The organism is Faecalicatena contorta, from assembly GCF_021531895.1.
Lineage (GTDB): Bacteria > Bacillota > Clostridia > Lachnospirales > Lachnospiraceae > JAFBIX01.
Genome location: NZ_JAFBIX010000002.1, coordinates 69,581 through 85,736 on the forward strand (window position 1 = coordinate 69,581; position 16,156 = coordinate 85,736).

Here is a 16,156-nt window from a genome sequence, read left to right on the forward strand (position 1 = left end):
CACACTTCCGTATATTAGTATACTAAGAACTCATGAGAATGGAGTATATAAAACGTATATTGGTAATCCTTTTTATGATGAACTTAGAAATATAAATGATGAAACAGACACTAAAAACTGGACTCAAGAAAGTATGCATACTCTTGAGGGCGGTAAAAATGCATTTTATGATAGGAAGGATATTTATGAATCAGGAAAGTAAAGTGATTAATGTACATTTGGAGAAAAGAGAAAATAAAGATTATTTAGTATTTGGCTTTGAAGAAGTTGCAGAAGTATGTCTTAATGATGATGAGAGTCAAAATAATTTGAAAAGTATATTTGTAAAGTTACTTACGGAGATTACAAAGTATCCAATTGAATTACAGTTTTTGGAAAAACCAGAATATAAAACAGGATTATATATAGATGTGTGTAAAGAATATATAAAAGATTTAAATAAAGAGATTACGAATGTAAGAAAAAATATGCCAGAAAAACTAAAAATACAGTGATAACACCATGATAACAAAAATTCCGGAAAACCACACGGACACAACGGAAAATCCGGATTTTTCCACACAAATCACATAAAAAATCACTATTCGTATACCGCAATACACCGGTCTGATATCGTGAAGGTGGTAGAACAGTTGGATCAGGCCGTGTTGCTACAATCATCGAGTAATCATAGCTTGTTATCATAATTGATAAGTAATTTAACCCCAGAAGTTTCGACTTCTGGGGTTTTTTATCAAAGGGAGAATAATTTTGGATATAAATACTATTTTATTTGATTTGGATGGAACTTTACTTCCGATGGATCAGGAGAAGTTCGTAAATGGATATTTTAAGATGCTTGCTGCAAAACTTGCTCCTTATGGCTATGAACCACAACAGTTGATCAATGCGATCTTAGCAGGAATAAAAGCTATGATTAAAAATGATGGCAGCCAATTGAATGAAGATGCTTTCTGGAAGAGATTTGTTGAAATATATGGGGATAAGGTCCTTGCAGACAAGCCTGTTTTTGAAGACTTCTATAAGAATGAATTTCAGGATGCCCGTTCATTTTGCGGATTTAATCCAAAAGCTGCAGAGACCGTCCGTTTGTTGAAAGATAAGGGATACCGAGTGGTACTTGCTACCAATCCGCTGTTTCCATCCATAGCAACAGAAAGCAGAATTCGATGGGCAGGGCTTGAACCGTCAGAGTTTGATCTATACACTACTTATGAAAATACATCCTATTGCAAACCAAATCTGGATTATTATCGTGATATTTTGAAGCGAATCAATTGTAGACCAGAGGAGTGTCTTATGGTAGGAAATGATGTGGGAGAGGACATGGTCGTAGAGGCACTGGGAATGCAAGCCTTTTTGCTTACAGATTGCCTGATCAATACACAGAAGAAGGATATTACGGCTTATCCCCACGGAAGTTTTGAACAATTACTTAGCATGCTTTGATTTTTATAGTTAATGAAAGCGACTGATGTTTATCGCATCAGCCGCTTTTGAGTTTATAACATCAACCCCATAACATACAGATCGAAATATTCGCCATTGATCAGGGTAGTATTCTTTAAACGTCCCTCAATTTCAAAACCGAATCTTTCGTATAATTTTACAGCCACTTCGTTATCACAGCGTGTGTCTAACTGAATTCTGGTGGTAATTCCATTTCCTTTACAGAAATCAATCAACTGACGGATAATTTCGCTTCCGATTCCTTTTGCCTGGTATTTCTTCGCAACAACGATGCCAAGTTCTCCTTGATGACGGGCCTTTATCTTATTTCCTGAATGAATGGTTCCAATTTCGGCGATTTCATCCCCATCCATTGCAAGAATCATGATGCTGGCTGGCTGTTCTTTTGTAGACAGAATGTCTTCTTTCTGACCAGCCTCATCCATAGGATATTCATCCTTTTCAAAACTCAAGAATGTCGTTTCTCCACCAACGTAATTGTAGAAATCTACAATCTTTTTTGCATCCTCAAGCTCTGTTCCCGATATACAATGTGTAATGTACTTTCCATATGTTTTCCCTCCTAATGCATATTGCTTCCTAACAAGATTACAGGATATTTTCTGGAAAGCTGCAATTGAATTCATATAGGATAGAAGATATAATTATGAATAGAATAAAGAGGTGCAAATTGTATGGATAAATGTAACATTAGGGGAGAAATAAATCCGGAAATTCTAATAATTGGAGCTGCGATTCTGGATATACTTGTACGACCGGTTGGTGTGGACGTTTTCCGCGTAGGATCTTATAATGCAGAAGATATTCGAATGTCTGTAGGGGCAGATGCACTAAATGAAGCAACTATCCTGGCTAAAATGGGAAAACGTGTGGGCCTGGAGACTGTAATTGGAAAAGATAAAGCGGGAAAGTTGATACTAGATCATTGTCGGGAACAGGGAATTCTGTTAAGAGCTGATAGTGTAAGGGAAGGATTATCGACAGGAATTAATGTGGTTCTGGTGGAAGAGGATGGAAGACGTAGCTTTTTGACGAATCCTCATGGAAGTCTTCGGAAGCTTCGGTTGGAAGATATTCCTGTGCCGTTTCCAGAAAGTGCGAAGATTGTATGTTTTGCCAGTTTATTTGTTTTCCCAGAAATAAGAACGAGAGAATTAGAGATTTTATTTGCACAAGTGAAAAAGCAGAATAAGATTCTATGCGTAGATATGACAAAATGCAAGAATCATGAGACGGCAGAAGAGATGGAACCAGCGCTTAGATATGTGGATTATCTATTTCCAAACGATGAAGAAGCGCTGCTTCTGACTGGGCAAAAATCAGTAGAAGAATCGGCAGAGGTGCTTTTGAATGTTGGAGTAAAACAGGTAGTTATTAAATGCGGTGCAAGAGGATGTTATATCAGAACAGCGCAGGAGAAAATGTGGATTCCAGCAGCAGAAGGCGTGAAATGTGTGGATACCACAGGCGCAGGAGACAGTTTTGCGGCTGGATTTATCTATGCTCTTTCCGAAGGACAGAATCTGGAAGGCTGTGCACGGTATGCTAATATATGTGGTGGTAAAGCGGTAGAAGTTATTGGCGCCACTGAATGGATAACTGAACGGATATAAGAAAGGAGGCGTGCAAATTGGAATATACACATGAAATTATTATGCCTAATGATGATATCCCTTTTAAAATGTTCCTATTCGAAGGAAAAGATGGTAATTACGTGCGCCAGAAACATTGGCATAGATCTGTAGAGATATTCGCACTGTTTGAAGGAGAACTGGAATTCTACATTAACGAAATTCGTTATCCCCTGCAGCCCGGAGAATTCATGCTGGTCAATTCCAATGAGATTCACTCTATCCTGTCACCGAAAAAGAACCAGACAGTCGTTCTTCAGATACCACTTGCTACCTTTGAGAAATATTACACCGATGAACGCTTCATATATTTCTCCCATAGCTCCAGACTTCAGGATGAAGAAGTCATGCGGTTGATTCGAGAAATGTATCTTGCCTATCAAGAGAAAAAATGCGGGTATGGGCTAAAAGTACAGAGCCAGTTCTATATGCTGGTCTATCTTCTGGTGACAAAATACCGAAAAACAGAAGTGAATGAAGACTTAATACGTCACAATAAAAACCTTAACAAACTATCCGCAATCACAAGTTATATGAAAGAAAACTATAAAAAAGAATTATCACTGGAAAGCCTGGCAAAAACCTTCGGATATTCTCCGACATATCTGTCAAGAATGTTTCAGAAATACGCCAAGACCAATTATAAGACATGCCTGGACAATATCAGGCTAGAACACGCGACAAAGGATTTGATGAATACAGAGATCACAATCGGAGAGATTGCATTCAACAACGGATTCGCTAACAGCAAAGCATTCGCAAAAGTATTTCAGGCGAAATACGGCATGCTGCCAAGTGAGTTTAGAAAGTGTAAAATGGGGACGTAGTACTTTTACAAAGTACTACGTCCCCATTTTACACTTTCTACCTCAAAAAGGACAAGAATTTGCCATAAACAGGCTAATTATTTGGTTGTAAGATCAAAAAAAAGTTGATAAAATGACATTAAGAAACATGAGGAAAATAAACAAAGAAAAGAGGAGAGATAGTATGGAGATTCGGAAGGTAACAGATGCATCTTTTGGTGTCTATGGAAAGGTACTGGAGGGGTATGATTTTTCTGGGCTTTTGAAGGAAATGGAACATACTCCATGTCCGATGGACGAAGTAATCTATGTTCCGTCTGTGGAAGGCCTGGAAGCGCTGGCTGTGGCAAAGGATCTGACTGAGAGCGAATATGGCGGATTGCCAATTCAGATTGGGTACTGCAATGGCAATAATAAGAAGTTGAATGCAGTTGAATATCATCGTTCTTCAGAAGTAGATATTGCTGTAAACGATTTGATTCTTTTGATCGGAAGACAGCAGGATATTGAAGCTGATTTTACATATGACACTGCAAAGATTGAGGCGTTCTATGTGCCGGCAGGTACAGCAGTTGAATTATATGCAACAACTCTTCATTATGCACCATGTTCAGCAGGAGAAGACGGATTCCGTTGTGTAGTTGTATTGCCAAGGGATACAAATCTTGAATTGAATTTCACGCCTGGCAAAGATGGAGAAGATAAGTTGATCACTGCAAGAAATAAGTGGCTCATCGCCCATGAAGATGCCAAGATTGAAGGTGCCTTCAACGGATTAAAAGGCGAGAACATCACACTGTAGAAGATTATCAGAGAATAAAAGCAGAAACAAAAAAATTAAAAAATAAAAAAGGTAAAGGAGCGTAATTATTATGAATAACATGCCAGAATTAAAAATCGGAGTTGTAGCAGTAAGCCGTGACTGTTTCCCAGAGAGTCTTTCTGTAACAAGAAGACAGAATTTGATGAAAGCTTATACAGAAAAATATGGTTCAGAAGGAATCTATGAGTGCCCAATCTGTATCGTAGAGAGTGAAATTCACATGGTACAGGCTTTAGAAGATATCAAAGCAGCAGGATGTAACGCATTAGTTGTATATCTTGGAAACTTCGGACCAGAGATCTCTGAGACATTACTTGCAAAACATTTTGACGGACCAAAGATGTTCATTGCAGCAGCAGAGGAATCCGGAAATAACCTGGTTCAGGGACGTGGAGATGCATACTGCGGAATGCTGAATGCAAGTTATAACTTACAGCTTCGTAATATCAAAGCATACATCCCAGAATATCCAGTAGGAGATGCTGAGGATTGTGCAGATATGATTCATGAATTTGTACCAATTGCAAAAGCAATCGTAGGTTTAAGCAATCTTAAGATCATCAGCTTTGGACCAAGACCGCTGAACTTCTTAGCATGTAATGCTCCAATCAAACAGCTTTACAACCTGGGCGTTGAGATTGAAGAGAACTCTGAGCTTGACCTGTTCGAAGCATTTAATAAACATGCCGGAGACGAGAGAATCCCTGCAGTTGTAAAAGAGATGGAAGAAGAACTTGGCGCTGGAAATAAGAAACCGGAAATCCTTGCAAAACTTGCTCAGTATGAGCTGACATTGAAAGATTGGGTTGAGGATCACAGAGGATATCGTAAATACGTTGCAATTGCTGGAAAATGCTGGCCTGCATTCCAGACACAGTTTGGATTCGTTCCATGCTATGTAAACAGCCGTCTGACTGCACAGGGAATTCCAGTATCTTGCGAAGTTGACATTTATGGTGCATTAAGTGAGTTCATCGGAACTGTAGTAAGTAATGATACTGTAACACTTCTTGATATCAACAACAGTGTACCAAAGGATATGTACGAAGAAGATATCAAAGGAAAATATGACTACACACTTCAGGATACATTTATGGGATTCCACTGTGGAAATACAGCATCCAGCAAATTATCTTTCTGCGAAATGAAGTACCAGATGATCATGGCAAGAGCACTTCCAGAAGAAGTAACACAGGGAACTCTGGAAGGAGATATCAAGCCAGGAAATATTACATTCTTCCGTCTGCAGAGCACAGCAGATAATAAACTCCGTGCTTACATTGCTCATGGTGAAGTGCTTCCAGTTGCAACACGTTCTTTCGGAGCAATTGGTGTATTCGCAATTCCAGAGATGGGAAGATTCTACCGTCACGTACTGATCGAAGGAGGATTCCCACATCACGGAGCAGTTGCATTTGGACATTTCGGAAAAGCATTATTTGAAGTATTCAAATATATCGGTGTTCCAGTAGAAGAGATTGGATACAATCAGCCGGCAGGCGTAAGATACCCAACAGAGAATCCTTGGAGATAATCACAGAAGGATATAGGAGGAAATCGTATGTTGTATATCGGAGTAGATCTCGGAACGTCAGCAGTGAAACTGTTGCTGATGGATGGAGATGGAAATATTAAGAAAATTGTTTCAAAAGAATATCCGTTATTCTTCCCACATCCAGGCTGGTCAGAGCAGAAACCAGAGGACTGGTTTGCACAGTCTATGGAAGGAATCAAAGAACTGACTGCAGAATGCAATAAAGAAGAAGTTGCAGGAATCAGTTTTGGCGGACAGATGCACGGATTGGTAGCATTGGACGAGGATGACAATGTCATCCGTCCGGCTATTCTGTGGAATGACGGAAGAACAGGTGAAGAGACGAATTACCTGAACGAAGTGATCGGTAAGGATAAGCTGTCTGATTATACCGCCAATATTGCATTTGCAGGATTTACAGCTCCGAAGATCCTCTGGATGAAGAAACACGAACCGGAGAATTTTGCAAAGATCAGTAAGATCATGCTTCCGAAAGATTATCTTGCATATAAGTTGTCAGGTTCCTTTTGCACGGATGTATCAGATGCATCAGGTATGCTTCTTATGGATGTGAAGAATCGTTGCTGGTCGAAAGAAATGATTGATATCTGCGGCATCACAGAAGAGCAACTTCCAAAATTATATGAAAGTTATGAAGTCGTAGGAACCCTGAAACCTGAGATTGCAGCAGAGTTAGGATTTTCCACAGATGTAAAGGTTATTGCCGGAGCAGGAGATAATGCAGCGGCAGCAGTAGGTACTGGAACTGTTGGAGATGGAATGTGTAATATTTCTCTTGGAACCTCCGGAACTATCTTTATTTCCAGCAAGAACTTTGGTGTAGATGAGAATAACGCTTTACATTCATTTGCCCATGCAGATGGTAACTATCACCTTATGGGATGTATGTTAAGTGCTGCATCCTGCAATAAGTGGTGGAATGAAGAGATTCTGAAGACAAAGGATTTCGCAGCAGAGCAGGCTGGAATTACAAAATTGGGTGAAAACAATGTATTCTATCTTCCATACCTGATGGGAGAGCGTTCTCCACACAACAATCCAGATGCAAGAGCAATGTTTATCGGAATGTCTATGGACACCACCAGAGAAGATATGACCCAGGCAGTGCTGGAAGGTGTTGCTTTCGGTCTTCGTGATTCTCTGGAAGTTGCAAGAAGCCTTGGCATTAAGATTGAACGTACCAAGATCTGCGGCGGCGGTGCAAAGAGCCCTCTCTGGAAGAAGATGATCGCCAATATCATGAATCTGAAGGTGGATGTCATCGAAAGTGAAGAAGGTCCGGCACTCGGAGGTGCTATGCTGGCAGCAGTAGGCTGCGGCGAATATCCAGATGTAGAGACTATTGCTAAGAAGATTGTAAAAGTAGTGGATACAGTAGAGCCAGAACCGGAATTAGTTGCAAAATACGAAGAACGTTATCAGAAGTTCAGAAAGATTTATCCAACTGTAAAAGAACTGTATTAAGTCAAAAGGGGACGTAGTATTTTTCAAAAATACTACGTCCCCTTTTTGCCTTTTTTGTTTCCTTCAGAGTAACATTATGTTAGAATAGTAGAAGTGTAAAATGAACTGAAAAAAGGAAATGTGATGAGGAGGAAACATGATGGAAAGTAGGAAGATCATCCAGATCGAAGACAAGGTACCGGTTCAATTATTAATACCCCTTAGTATTCAGCATATGTTTGCAATGTTTGGGGCATCTGTACTGGTACCATTTTTATTTGGCATCAATCCGGCAATTGTATTGTTCATGAATGGTGTGGGTACGTTGTTATTCATTGCCATTACAAAAGGAAAAGCGCCGGCATATCTGGGATCAAGTTTTGCATTCCTTGCGCCTGCAGGAATTGTTATCAGTGAGATGGGATATCAGTATGCATTGGGAGGCTTTGTTGTTGTAGGTTTTTGTGGATGTATTCTGGCGTTGATCATCTATAAATTCGGCTCTGATTGGATTGATATTGTACTTCCACCGGCGGCTATGGGACCGGTAGTAGCGTTGATCGGTCTGGAATTATCAAGCAGTGCGGCCAGCAATGCGGGGTTATTAGATGAAAAGATCAGTTCCGGTAATGTTATTGTATTTATGGTAACCTTGGGAGTAGCAATCTTTGGAAATATTTTATTCCGGGGGTTTTTATCGGTTATTCCGATTCTGATTGCGGTTATCGCAGGTTATGTAACGGCGCTTTGCTGTGGAATGGTAGATTTTACCGAAGTAGCAAATGCAGCTCTTTTTGAACTTCCGAATTTCCAGACTCCGAAATTCAACTTAGAAGCAATTCTGATCATCCTGCCGGTTATTCTGGTTATTGCATCAGAACATATTGGACATCAGGTGGTGACTAGTAAGATTGTCGGAAAAGACTTGCTAAAGGATCCAGGACTTCACCGCTCCCTTCTGGGGGACAACCTCTCTACAATGATCTCAGGTCTGATCGGTTCTGTACCGACTACGACATATGGAGAAAATATTGGAGTTATGGCAGTTACTAAGGTATACAGTGTAAGAGTCATAGCAGGTGCAGCTGTATTGTCCATTGTCTGTTCATTTGTAGGTAAATTATCGGCACTGATCCAGACTATTCCGGGACCGGTAATTGGAGGAATCTCTTTCTTACTGTATGGTATGATCGGAGCATCCGGTATTCGTATCCTGGTAGATTCTCAGGTAGATTATGGAAAATCCAGAAATCTGATCCTTACATCGGTTGTATTTGTAACAGGCCTTTCTGGAATAGCCGTACAGTTTGGAAATGTACAGCTGACAGGTATGGTACTGGCATGTGTAGTAGGTATGATTTTGAGTCTTGTGTTCTATATTTTGGATAAGTTAAAATTGACGAACGATAGAGATGATTAAAAAGGAATAAGGTAAAATCTGTGGAGGAGCATATGCTCCTCCCTTTTCGTTTTCCAATATGTCCATACTGACATCCATTTAATCTTTTGATTATCAAAAAAATTACAGAGTGCGCTCCAAAAGTATTGCAATTTGTCGAAAGAAGTGGTAATATGAATACTGTTTTGAAAGAAGAATTTAGCAGAGTAAAGTGATATAAGGCCAAAGGAGACCGATGTATATGACAGGTGAAGATCTATTGGAGAGATTACTGAAATCTTATCAGTCAAGCTATGATATAGAGAAAGCCTATGATATCAACGGGGATATATATGATGCACATGCGAGCTTCAATGTGACCAGCGCAAAATATGTCCTTGTTAAGAAGGCAGAATTGTGGCGGGCAAATTGTTTTGAACATGTGTTTTTCAGGGTTCTGGACCAATTGAGCGTTGAAGATATAGAGAGATATCGTGAGCAGGTTGTTTCTTACATAGAACCACAACTAGTACGCGGCGGAAAAAAATGTCCAGAAAAAGACCATATGTATACTTATATGACAGGAATTTTCATCGCAGAGAATGGGGTTACAGACGAAGTTAAGAAAATGGTGAAACGATTCAGTTATGTGAAGAATTATCGCTTTACGATTCGAGGCTACAGTGAAGTAAGGCTGCTTGTCTTCGATCTGAAGAATAAGAAGATCTTTGGCAATCGTGCTGCCAAGGATCTGGTAAAGGGCTATAGTAAGGCTGGAGTCATCTGACCTTATTGGCAATATAGACAAAACCATTACAGTCATAATAAAGGAATGAGGAGGAATTAAAATGAATGGTATTGCAGTATTAGTAATTGGCATTGCAATCCTTGTCGTTGCTTATCTTACATACGGCAAATGGCTTGCAAAACAATGGGGAATCGATCCATCAAGAGAAACGCCTTCACACACAGAAGAAGACGGCGTGGATTACGTTCCGGCAAAAGCACCTGTATTAATGGGACATCATTTCTCATCTATCGCAGGAGCAGGTCCTATCAATGGACCTATTCAGGCAGCAGTATTCGGATGGGTTCCGGTACTTCTGTGGGTATTGATCGGAGGTATATTCTTCGGTGCAGTTCATGACTTTGGTGCATTATTCGCATCTATCCGTCACAAAGGTCAGTCAATCGGTGAAGTTATTGCCGACACAATGGGTTCTAAAGCAAAGAAGTTATTTATTATCTTCTCTTACCTTACACTGATCCTGGTAGTAGCTGCTTTTGGCTCTATCGTAGCAAATACATTTATGGCAACTTATACAGAGAGCGGAGCTGTTGATTATGCGGCAAGTGCAGCAAATGCAACAACTGCTATGATCTCTATTCTGTTTATCCTGATTGCGATTGCATTTGGTTTTCTGGTATACCGTCGTAATGCCGGACTTGGATTATCTACAATCATTGGTGTAGCAGCAATCGTTATCTGTATGGCAATCGGATTAAACTGGCATCCAATCTACTTAAGCAACAAAGCATGGATGATTATTGTAGGTATCTATATTCTTGCTGCATCTGTTGCACCAGTATGGATTCTGCTTCAGCCACGTGATTATCTGAGCTCATTCTTGCTTTACTTCATGATGATAGTTGCAGTTGTTGGTATCATCGGCTGTGGTCTGACTGGCGGCGCGCATATGGATATTCCGGCATTCACAGGATTTGTAGATACCGTTGCTCCGACAGGAAGCTCTCTGGGATATATGTTCCCGGCATTGTTCGTAACAATCGCCTGTGGTGCAATCTCCGGTTTCCACTCACTGGTTGGATCTGGTACAACAGCAAAGCAGCTGAACAACGAGAAAGATGCACAGCCAATTGCATACGGTGGTATGTTGATCGAATGTGCACTTGCAATCATTTCTCTGTGTGCAGTAGGTTATATCTGGGCTAATTATGCATCAGGTGAGACCGTTACTCCTACCGTAGTATTTGCAACAGGTATCTCTAAGATGCTTGGTTCTATTCCAGGACTTGCAGGAACAGAAAAGATTGCTTACACACTGTTAGTCCTTACTGTATCTGTATTCTGTCTGACATCCCTGGATACAGCAACGCGTCTTGCTCGTTATATGTTCCAGGAATTCTGGCTTGAGCCTGGACAGACCTACAAAGATGTAACTGGATATAAGAAAGTTCTTACAAACCCATTCGTAGCAACACTGATTACAGTTGTACTTGGAATTGGTCTTGGACTTACAGGATATGCAAATATCTGGCCTCTGTTCGGTGCTTCTAACCAGCTGCTTGCAGCACTTGGATTACTTGCAGTTGCAACATGGCTTGGAAAGGCAGGAAAGAACAACAAGATGTTCTTGTTCCCAATGGCATTTATGCTTATCGTAACACTTACTTCTCTGTTCTTCACATTGAAGTCTAACTTCGCTGGTATTGCAGCAGGAGTAGAAGGCGTTACTTGGTGCTATGTACGTGCAATCCTTGCTGCATTGTTAATGATTCTTGCAGTGATTCTTGCAGTAGATGGTATTAAGACAATGGCTAACCAGAAAAAAGAAGCTTAATTGAAGATATAAAGAAAAATAAAACTCTATGCAGATTGATAAAATCATTCGCATAGAGTTTTTTTAATAAGTGGAATTATTGATTTCCGTGTATGAGTTTGTCTAATAAACCGTACAACACTTTTTCCACAGAATCAGTAGTATATGTTGCAAAATCAGATATTCCCGGTGCTCCGGTGTTCATTGCATAACTGATACCGGCAAACTGTAACATCTCAGCGTCATTATATTGATCTCCGAACGCCATACATTCTTCTGGTTTTACATTAAAGTGGCGGGCAAGTTCTGCAAGTGCAGATCCCTTGTTGGCATTTGGAGCAATGAAATCAATCCAAGTATAACCAGAAGTAACAACCTTAATTTCATCAGAAAATAAATCTCGGCAATATGTCCAGATATCATCTGTTCCATTATAGTCACAGACGGCAATTTTTAGAAAAGGTTCCTGGATCTGAGATAAGTCATCAACGACGCATGTATTATAACATAAGCCATTTTTGACGTGATCGATAAATGCAGTTGATGTTGATTCGACATAACAAGTAGATTCACAGGGAAGAAGACAGTGGCAATTGCCGTATTCTTTTATTGCCCGAAAGATTCGTAGTCCAAGTTCTCGATCGATTAATCCTCTGGAAATAACCTTGCCATCAGAGATGCATAAAGAACCATTTTCTGCAATATAGGAAATATCGTCCTGAACCGGAGCGAAGATATTTCGTAAATTATAGTATTGTCGGCCGCTGGCAGCAATAAAATGTATATCCATTTCTTTTAATTGGCGTATAATGTCATAGATATTAGGATTCAGATTCTGGCTCTCCTCTTTTAATAGGGTTCCATCTACGTCACTGGCAATTAGTCTGATCATATTATTCTCTCCTTGTAAAGTAAAACTGTTATTTTAGAACCATTTTTATTATATCTATGTCGCTGAAAAAATCAATGCTTTTCTATTTACAGGAAAAAATGGCTGTGTTATGATATCACTACTTAAGTTATATTTCAGATATCTAATTATTTCTCGCCGTAAGGCATCTTATTTTCGGAACTTTAGATCAAAGAATTTCCAATGAAAATTAAAAAACAAGTAGGAGGATGTTTATGAGTAAAACAACAGGACAAATAGGCGTATTCGGGGATTTAAAGACCCGAGAACAGGTGATGCACGAAATCAGAAATAACCATACAGTATATGTAGAATTCCTTGATTTAAATGAAGATTTTCAAGAACATTTTGTGCAATTTTGTATGGGCATCAGAGGAGTAATGATGACTTACGATTCTTTTTTTAAAAAGATATTTGATGTAGAGACACATCCAGAGCGATTGTCAGATTTTATTAGTTGTATTGTGGGGAAAAAACTCAGAGTAAAAAGAGCGCTTCCCAAAGAACAGTGTAGAATATCAGAAAAAGGTTCTCTCTTAATAATGGATATTCTTGCAGAGACAGATGAAGGAGAATTAGTAAATGTAGAAATTCAGAAAATCGGATATCTCTTTCCAGGACAGAGAGCAGCATGTTATGCAGCAGATATGATTATGCGCCAGTATGAACATGAAAAAAGTATCCAGGGCGAGAAATTCGACTATCGTGATATGAAAAAATCTTATACGATCGTTATCATGGAACATAGCAGTAAAGAATTCAAAGAATATAAAAGTGATTATGTTCATCATGGAAGCTGGAAATTCGATACTGGTTTACAACTGGAGTTGTTATCAGAATTTTATTTTGTATCTCTTGATATTTTTTTAGATATAGAAGATAATAAAAAGGAAGAAGATAAGATGAGTGAGTTAGAGACATGGCTATATTTTATTGGATCAGATAAGCCAGAACATATTCGAAAAGTATTAGCCAGTGATCCAAAGTTCAAAGAAATGTATCGAGAGATTGTATACTTTCGATATCACCCAAAGGAGGCGATACGGATGTTTTCAGAGGCGTTGAAAGTGCTAGATGAAAATACGACAAAGTACATGATTGAGGAAATGAGACAGGAGTTGGAAGACAATCTGCAAGAGTTGCTGAATGTTCAACAGAAATTGATGGAGACAAATGAAGAACTAACGGAGAAAAATAAAGAGTTAACAGAAAAGGGCAAGGAACTAACAGAAAAGGATAAGGAATTAACGGAAAAGGATAAAGAGCTGGAAGAAAAGAACCGCGAAATTGAAAAACTACGCCAATTGTTATTAGAGAAAGAATAGGTATAATACGACAGAGAGGCTGCACATCAATGGATGTGACAGCCTCTTTGCCGACTTTGTGTGCAGAAAAGTCATGACATCTTTTCTGCATGGAGGATACACTATTAACTATTATAAGCGTTTAAAAAGATAGATTTAATGTCTGTGACAGATGCCTCTTTCGGATTATCAGAGATACAAGTATCGGAAACTTTCATACCAATCGGTATCTGATTTGCATCGAGAAGAAGACCCAAACCAACGATAGGTTCTTTGCGGTTTTCTTTTGATGGTCCTTTTCTTCTGAAATCATCTTCCTTATCGATTTCAAAATAGAAGTTGGTGCAGTCGAAGTGATGTTGACAACATCAGAAGATGGTCTGCAGTAGTGGGATTTCCTTGCTGGTTGGCGCATATCCTTCTGACATAAAGTCTTCCAGATATCCCATATCACGTCTGACGTATTGCAGCTGCTGACGCAAAGCCCTGCGGATCTTCTTTACCGTACGTTTTTTACACTTGGCAAATGCCAGATAATCTTTCCTGGCTTTCCTGCGATAGCGACGCGGCAACGGCAGACCATATGCTTTATGGAATCTGTAAATGATGGCTTCCAGTTTTTCTCTTGCCTCGTTCAGTAAAGAAACATCCTGCGGATATCTGATATTTGCAGGAGCACAGGTGGCATCCAGAAGCAATGTACCTTCGGTTTCAGGCTCCTCTTCCGCATGGGTATCTGATGAAGAGCTTCCCCCTCCCGATAGTGGCTTTGGATGATCGTCATTATCCTGCTTTTTATTCAGAGCATCCAACATGTATTCGTTGACTTCCGCTATCATTTGAGCGTTAATTCTCTTACGGAACAGCACCAACGTGCTTGCATCAAATGGTGGTGTTTCCTAATACCCCGGCAGCCCGATAAAGTACTGCAAATACGGGTTTTCTGTGATCTGCTCAACCAGTTCCCGGTCAGAATACTGGAACTTTGTCTGTATGATCAGGGCGCCAAGTGCTGTACGAAGCGGCTTTGCAACATTTCCAGTCTTTACTTTAAAAAGTCTGGAATACTTCTTTTCAAAAACATCCCACGGGATGGCATCAGCCATCTTGATCCAGCGGTTGTTCGGATTCATATGAAGCCCCAGTGGCTGATTAAAATCCAGAAAAGAAAATGTGACTTACCAACTTCCTTGTACATGAATTTCAGCTCCTTCTATATGGTTTTCTGCAGAAAAACTGCAAGAAAAATAAACTCAAAATATTGAAAACCTTGCAATTATTTTACCACATAAGGAACAGAAAATCAGTATTTTCAAGCTTTTGACTATTAATCAGCAGACACTACCTAACTACATTCAATACCAACATAAACAAATCTGCTGGCTTTTAAATTTTATCTGCAGATACATTCCTCTCAAACAGTGGGCTTTCGATGATTCCTATTCTCCCAAGTATCAAAAGTTCAAGATTGATAAACTTCCTGTCATCAAAACCTTTATCTGGTGCTATGTCAAGAAAAAGTACAAGTTAAAAATGACTTTTTCTTGACATAGCACCAACTACCTCTATCTTTTACAATACATTGCAATAAAATACAATAGATTAAAGCTAACAAGTTGACATAAAAAAGCAGATTTTATGCGACCTGCAAGTATTGTTTCTATAATTCAACTGTCAAACTCCCGTACTAAATCCTAAAGACGGGGCTTTTTATGGTATAGTGAATCTCCCGAAATAATAAATGTTGTTGTGTTGAAAATTAAATTCTGACACATTATAATATAAAAAGATATTAATATGAATGGAAGAGAGGATCAATCATAATGAAAATAGGAATAGGTAATGACCATGCAGCTGTAGATATGAAAAATGAGATTGTAAAGTATCTGGAAGAGCTGGGGCATGAGGTGGTCAATTACGGAACAGATACCCATGAAAGCTGTAATTATCCTGTATATGGTGAGAAGGTAGCCAGAGCGGTTGTGGCACAGGAAGTGGATCTTGGAATCCTGATCTGTGGAACGGGAGTAGGCATCTCGCTGGCGGCCAATAAAGTAAAGGGAATCAGGGCTGTTGTATGTTCAGAGCCTTGCACGGCAGTATATTCCAAGCGTCATAATAATACGAATATTCTGGCGTTTGGTGCAAGAATCATTGGAGTAGAACTGGCAAAACAGATTGTAAAAGAATGGCTTGAGGCAGAGTTTGAAGGCGGACGCCATCAGACGAGAGTGGACATGATCATGGCGATTGAAGATAAATAATACAAACAGGG

16 protein-coding genes and 2 pseudogenes are annotated in these 16,156 nt (G+C 39.5%); 13 read left to right on the forward strand and 5 right to left on the reverse strand.

Annotation, left to right across the window (positions count from 1 at the left end):
* Positions 1 to 185: 185 nt before the first annotated feature.
* Together JQM81_RS01025 and JQM81_RS01030 are read left to right on the forward strand one after the other, a co-directional pair.
* Complete coding sequence (locus JQM81_RS01025) at positions 186 to 494, forward strand: hypothetical protein (RefSeq protein ID WP_044921757.1); 309 nt, start codon at positions 186 to 188, stop codon at positions 492 to 494.
* Positions 495 to 750: 256 nt separating this feature from the next.
* Entirely contained in the window at positions 751 to 1,449 is a 699-nt protein-coding gene (locus JQM81_RS01030; protein ID WP_235231615.1) for an HAD family hydrolase, read from the forward strand.
* A gap of 53 nt (positions 1,450 to 1,502) precedes the next feature.
* Here JQM81_RS01030 and JQM81_RS01035 read toward each other — a convergent pair whose 3' ends face one another.
* A complete protein-coding gene (locus JQM81_RS01035) occupies positions 1,503 to 2,009 on the reverse strand; it encodes a GNAT family N-acetyltransferase (protein WP_328282585.1) in 507 nt (168 codons plus the stop codon).
* Positions 2,010 to 2,144: 135 nt separating this feature from the next.
* On the opposite strand from JQM81_RS01035, the gene JQM81_RS01040 reads away from it, so the two are divergent.
* From JQM81_RS01040 to JQM81_RS01075, 8 genes are all read left to right on the forward strand, one after another.
* Positions 2,145 to 3,083: a carbohydrate kinase family protein gene (locus JQM81_RS01040; RefSeq protein WP_235231616.1), complete on the forward strand. Its 939-nt coding sequence runs from the start codon at positions 2,145 to 2,147 to the stop codon at positions 3,081 to 3,083.
* A gap of 17 nt (positions 3,084 to 3,100) precedes the next feature.
* Complete coding sequence (locus JQM81_RS01045) at positions 3,101 to 3,928, forward strand: AraC family transcriptional regulator (RefSeq protein WP_235231617.1); 828 nt, start codon at positions 3,101 to 3,103, stop codon at positions 3,926 to 3,928.
* A 163-nt stretch (positions 3,929 to 4,091) separates the two neighbouring features.
* Positions 4,092 to 4,709 carry a DUF4867 family protein gene (locus JQM81_RS01050; protein ID WP_235231618.1) on the forward strand — a complete coding sequence of 206 codons (618 nt, stop codon included), beginning with the start codon at positions 4,092 to 4,094 and terminating at the stop codon, positions 4,707 to 4,709.
* Between the two features lie 70 nt (positions 4,710 to 4,779).
* On the forward strand, positions 4,780 to 6,264 hold the full coding sequence (locus JQM81_RS01055; RefSeq protein ID WP_235231619.1) for an L-fucose/L-arabinose isomerase family protein: 1,485 nt from the start codon (positions 4,780 to 4,782) through the stop codon (positions 6,262 to 6,264).
* A 27-nt stretch (positions 6,265 to 6,291) separates the two neighbouring features.
* Positions 6,292 to 7,749 (forward strand): xylulokinase, encoded by a 1,458-nt coding sequence (xylB, locus tag JQM81_RS01060; protein ID WP_235231620.1) that lies wholly within the window; start codon positions 6,292 to 6,294, stop codon positions 7,747 to 7,749.
* A 139-nt stretch (positions 7,750 to 7,888) separates the two neighbouring features.
* Positions 7,889 to 9,148, forward strand: a complete 1,260-nt coding sequence (gene uraA / locus JQM81_RS01065; RefSeq protein WP_235231677.1) for a uracil permease — start codon at positions 7,889 to 7,891, stop codon at positions 9,146 to 9,148.
* 220 nt (positions 9,149 to 9,368) lie between these two features.
* The gene (locus tag JQM81_RS01070) at positions 9,369 to 9,893 is read left to right on the forward strand and encodes a hypothetical protein (protein WP_235231621.1); all 525 of its coding nucleotides are present in this window, start codon (positions 9,369 to 9,371) and stop codon (positions 9,891 to 9,893) included.
* A gap of 61 nt (positions 9,894 to 9,954) precedes the next feature.
* Positions 9,955 to 11,688 carry a carbon starvation protein A gene (locus JQM81_RS01075; RefSeq protein WP_235231622.1) on the forward strand — a complete coding sequence of 578 codons (1,734 nt, stop codon included), beginning with the start codon at positions 9,955 to 9,957 and terminating at the stop codon, positions 11,686 to 11,688.
* Between the two features lie 76 nt (positions 11,689 to 11,764).
* On the opposite strand, the gene JQM81_RS01080 is transcribed toward JQM81_RS01075, so the two are convergent.
* Positions 11,765 to 12,559, reverse strand: a complete 795-nt coding sequence (locus tag JQM81_RS01080; RefSeq protein WP_235231623.1) for an HAD family hydrolase — start codon at positions 12,557 to 12,559, stop codon at positions 11,765 to 11,767.
* 233 nt (positions 12,560 to 12,792) lie between these two features.
* Here JQM81_RS01080 and JQM81_RS01085 point away from each other — a divergent pair, with 233 nt between their 5' ends.
* Complete coding sequence (locus JQM81_RS01085; protein WP_235231624.1) at positions 12,793 to 13,902, forward strand: PD-(D/E)XK nuclease family transposase; 1,110 nt, start codon at positions 12,793 to 12,795, stop codon at positions 13,900 to 13,902.
* A 140-nt stretch (positions 13,903 to 14,042) separates the two neighbouring features.
* Here JQM81_RS01085 and JQM81_RS13860 read toward each other — a convergent pair.
* From JQM81_RS13860 to JQM81_RS01095, 3 genes and pseudogenes are all read right to left on the reverse strand, one after another.
* Positions 14,043 to 14,237 (reverse strand): annotated as a pseudogene (locus JQM81_RS13860) (IS1634 family transposase); the annotation flags it as partial.
* 12 nt (positions 14,238 to 14,249) lie between these two features.
* Positions 14,250 to 14,720: a hypothetical protein gene (locus tag JQM81_RS01090; RefSeq protein WP_235231625.1), complete on the reverse strand. Its 471-nt coding sequence runs from the start codon at positions 14,718 to 14,720 to the stop codon at positions 14,250 to 14,252.
* A 60-nt stretch (positions 14,721 to 14,780) separates the two neighbouring features.
* Entirely contained in the window at positions 14,781 to 15,014 is a 234-nt protein-coding gene (locus JQM81_RS01095) for a transposase (protein WP_235231627.1), read from the reverse strand.
* Positions 15,015 to 15,207: 193 nt separating this feature from the next.
* On the opposite strand from JQM81_RS01095, the pseudogene JQM81_RS13775 reads away from it, so the two are divergent.
* Together JQM81_RS13775 and rpiB are read left to right on the forward strand one after the other, a co-directional pair.
* Positions 15,208 to 15,414, forward strand: a pseudogene (locus JQM81_RS13775) (transposase); the annotation flags it as partial.
* 290 nt (positions 15,415 to 15,704) lie between these two features.
* Entirely contained in the window at positions 15,705 to 16,145 is a 441-nt protein-coding gene (gene rpiB, locus JQM81_RS01105; RefSeq protein ID WP_235231628.1) for a ribose 5-phosphate isomerase B, read from the forward strand.
* Positions 16,146 to 16,156: the final 11 nt, after the last annotated feature.

Excerpts from the sequence above, each read along its gene's own strand:
- JQM81_RS01025 (WP_044921757.1), top strand. The coding sequence starts at position 186 with ATGAATCAGGAAAGTAAAGTGATTAATGTACATTTGGAGAAAAGAGAA.
- JQM81_RS01040 (WP_235231616.1), top strand. The coding sequence starts at position 2,145 with ATGGATAAATGTAACATTAGGGGAGAAATAAATCCGGAAATTCTAATA.
- JQM81_RS01050 (WP_235231618.1), top strand. The coding sequence starts at position 4,092 with ATGGAGATTCGGAAGGTAACAGATGCATCTTTTGGTGTCTATGGAAAG.
- JQM81_RS01055 (WP_235231619.1), top strand. The coding sequence starts at position 4,780 with ATGAATAACATGCCAGAATTAAAAATCGGAGTTGTAGCAGTAAGCCGT.
- xylB (WP_235231620.1), top strand. The coding sequence starts at position 6,292 with ATGTTGTATATCGGAGTAGATCTCGGAACGTCAGCAGTGAAACTGTTG.
- uraA (WP_235231677.1), top strand. The coding sequence starts at position 7,889 with ATGGAAAGTAGGAAGATCATCCAGATCGAAGACAAGGTACCGGTTCAA.
- JQM81_RS01070 (WP_235231621.1), top strand. The coding sequence starts at position 9,369 with ATGACAGGTGAAGATCTATTGGAGAGATTACTGAAATCTTATCAGTCA.
- JQM81_RS01075 (WP_235231622.1), top strand. The coding sequence starts at position 9,955 with ATGAATGGTATTGCAGTATTAGTAATTGGCATTGCAATCCTTGTCGTT.
- JQM81_RS01080 (WP_235231623.1), bottom strand. The coding sequence starts at position 12,559 with ATGATCAGACTAATTGCCAGTGACGTAGATGGAACCCTATTAAAAGAG.
- JQM81_RS01085 (WP_235231624.1), top strand. The coding sequence starts at position 12,793 with ATGAGTAAAACAACAGGACAAATAGGCGTATTCGGGGATTTAAAGACC.
- JQM81_RS01090 (WP_235231625.1), bottom strand. The coding sequence starts at position 14,720 with ATGATAGCGGAAGTCAACGAATACATGTTGGATGCTCTGAATAAAAAG.
- JQM81_RS01095 (WP_235231627.1), bottom strand. The coding sequence starts at position 15,014 with ATGAATCCGAACAACCGCTGGATCAAGATGGCTGATGCCATCCCGTGG.
- rpiB (WP_235231628.1), top strand. The coding sequence starts at position 15,705 with ATGAAAATAGGAATAGGTAATGACCATGCAGCTGTAGATATGAAAAAT.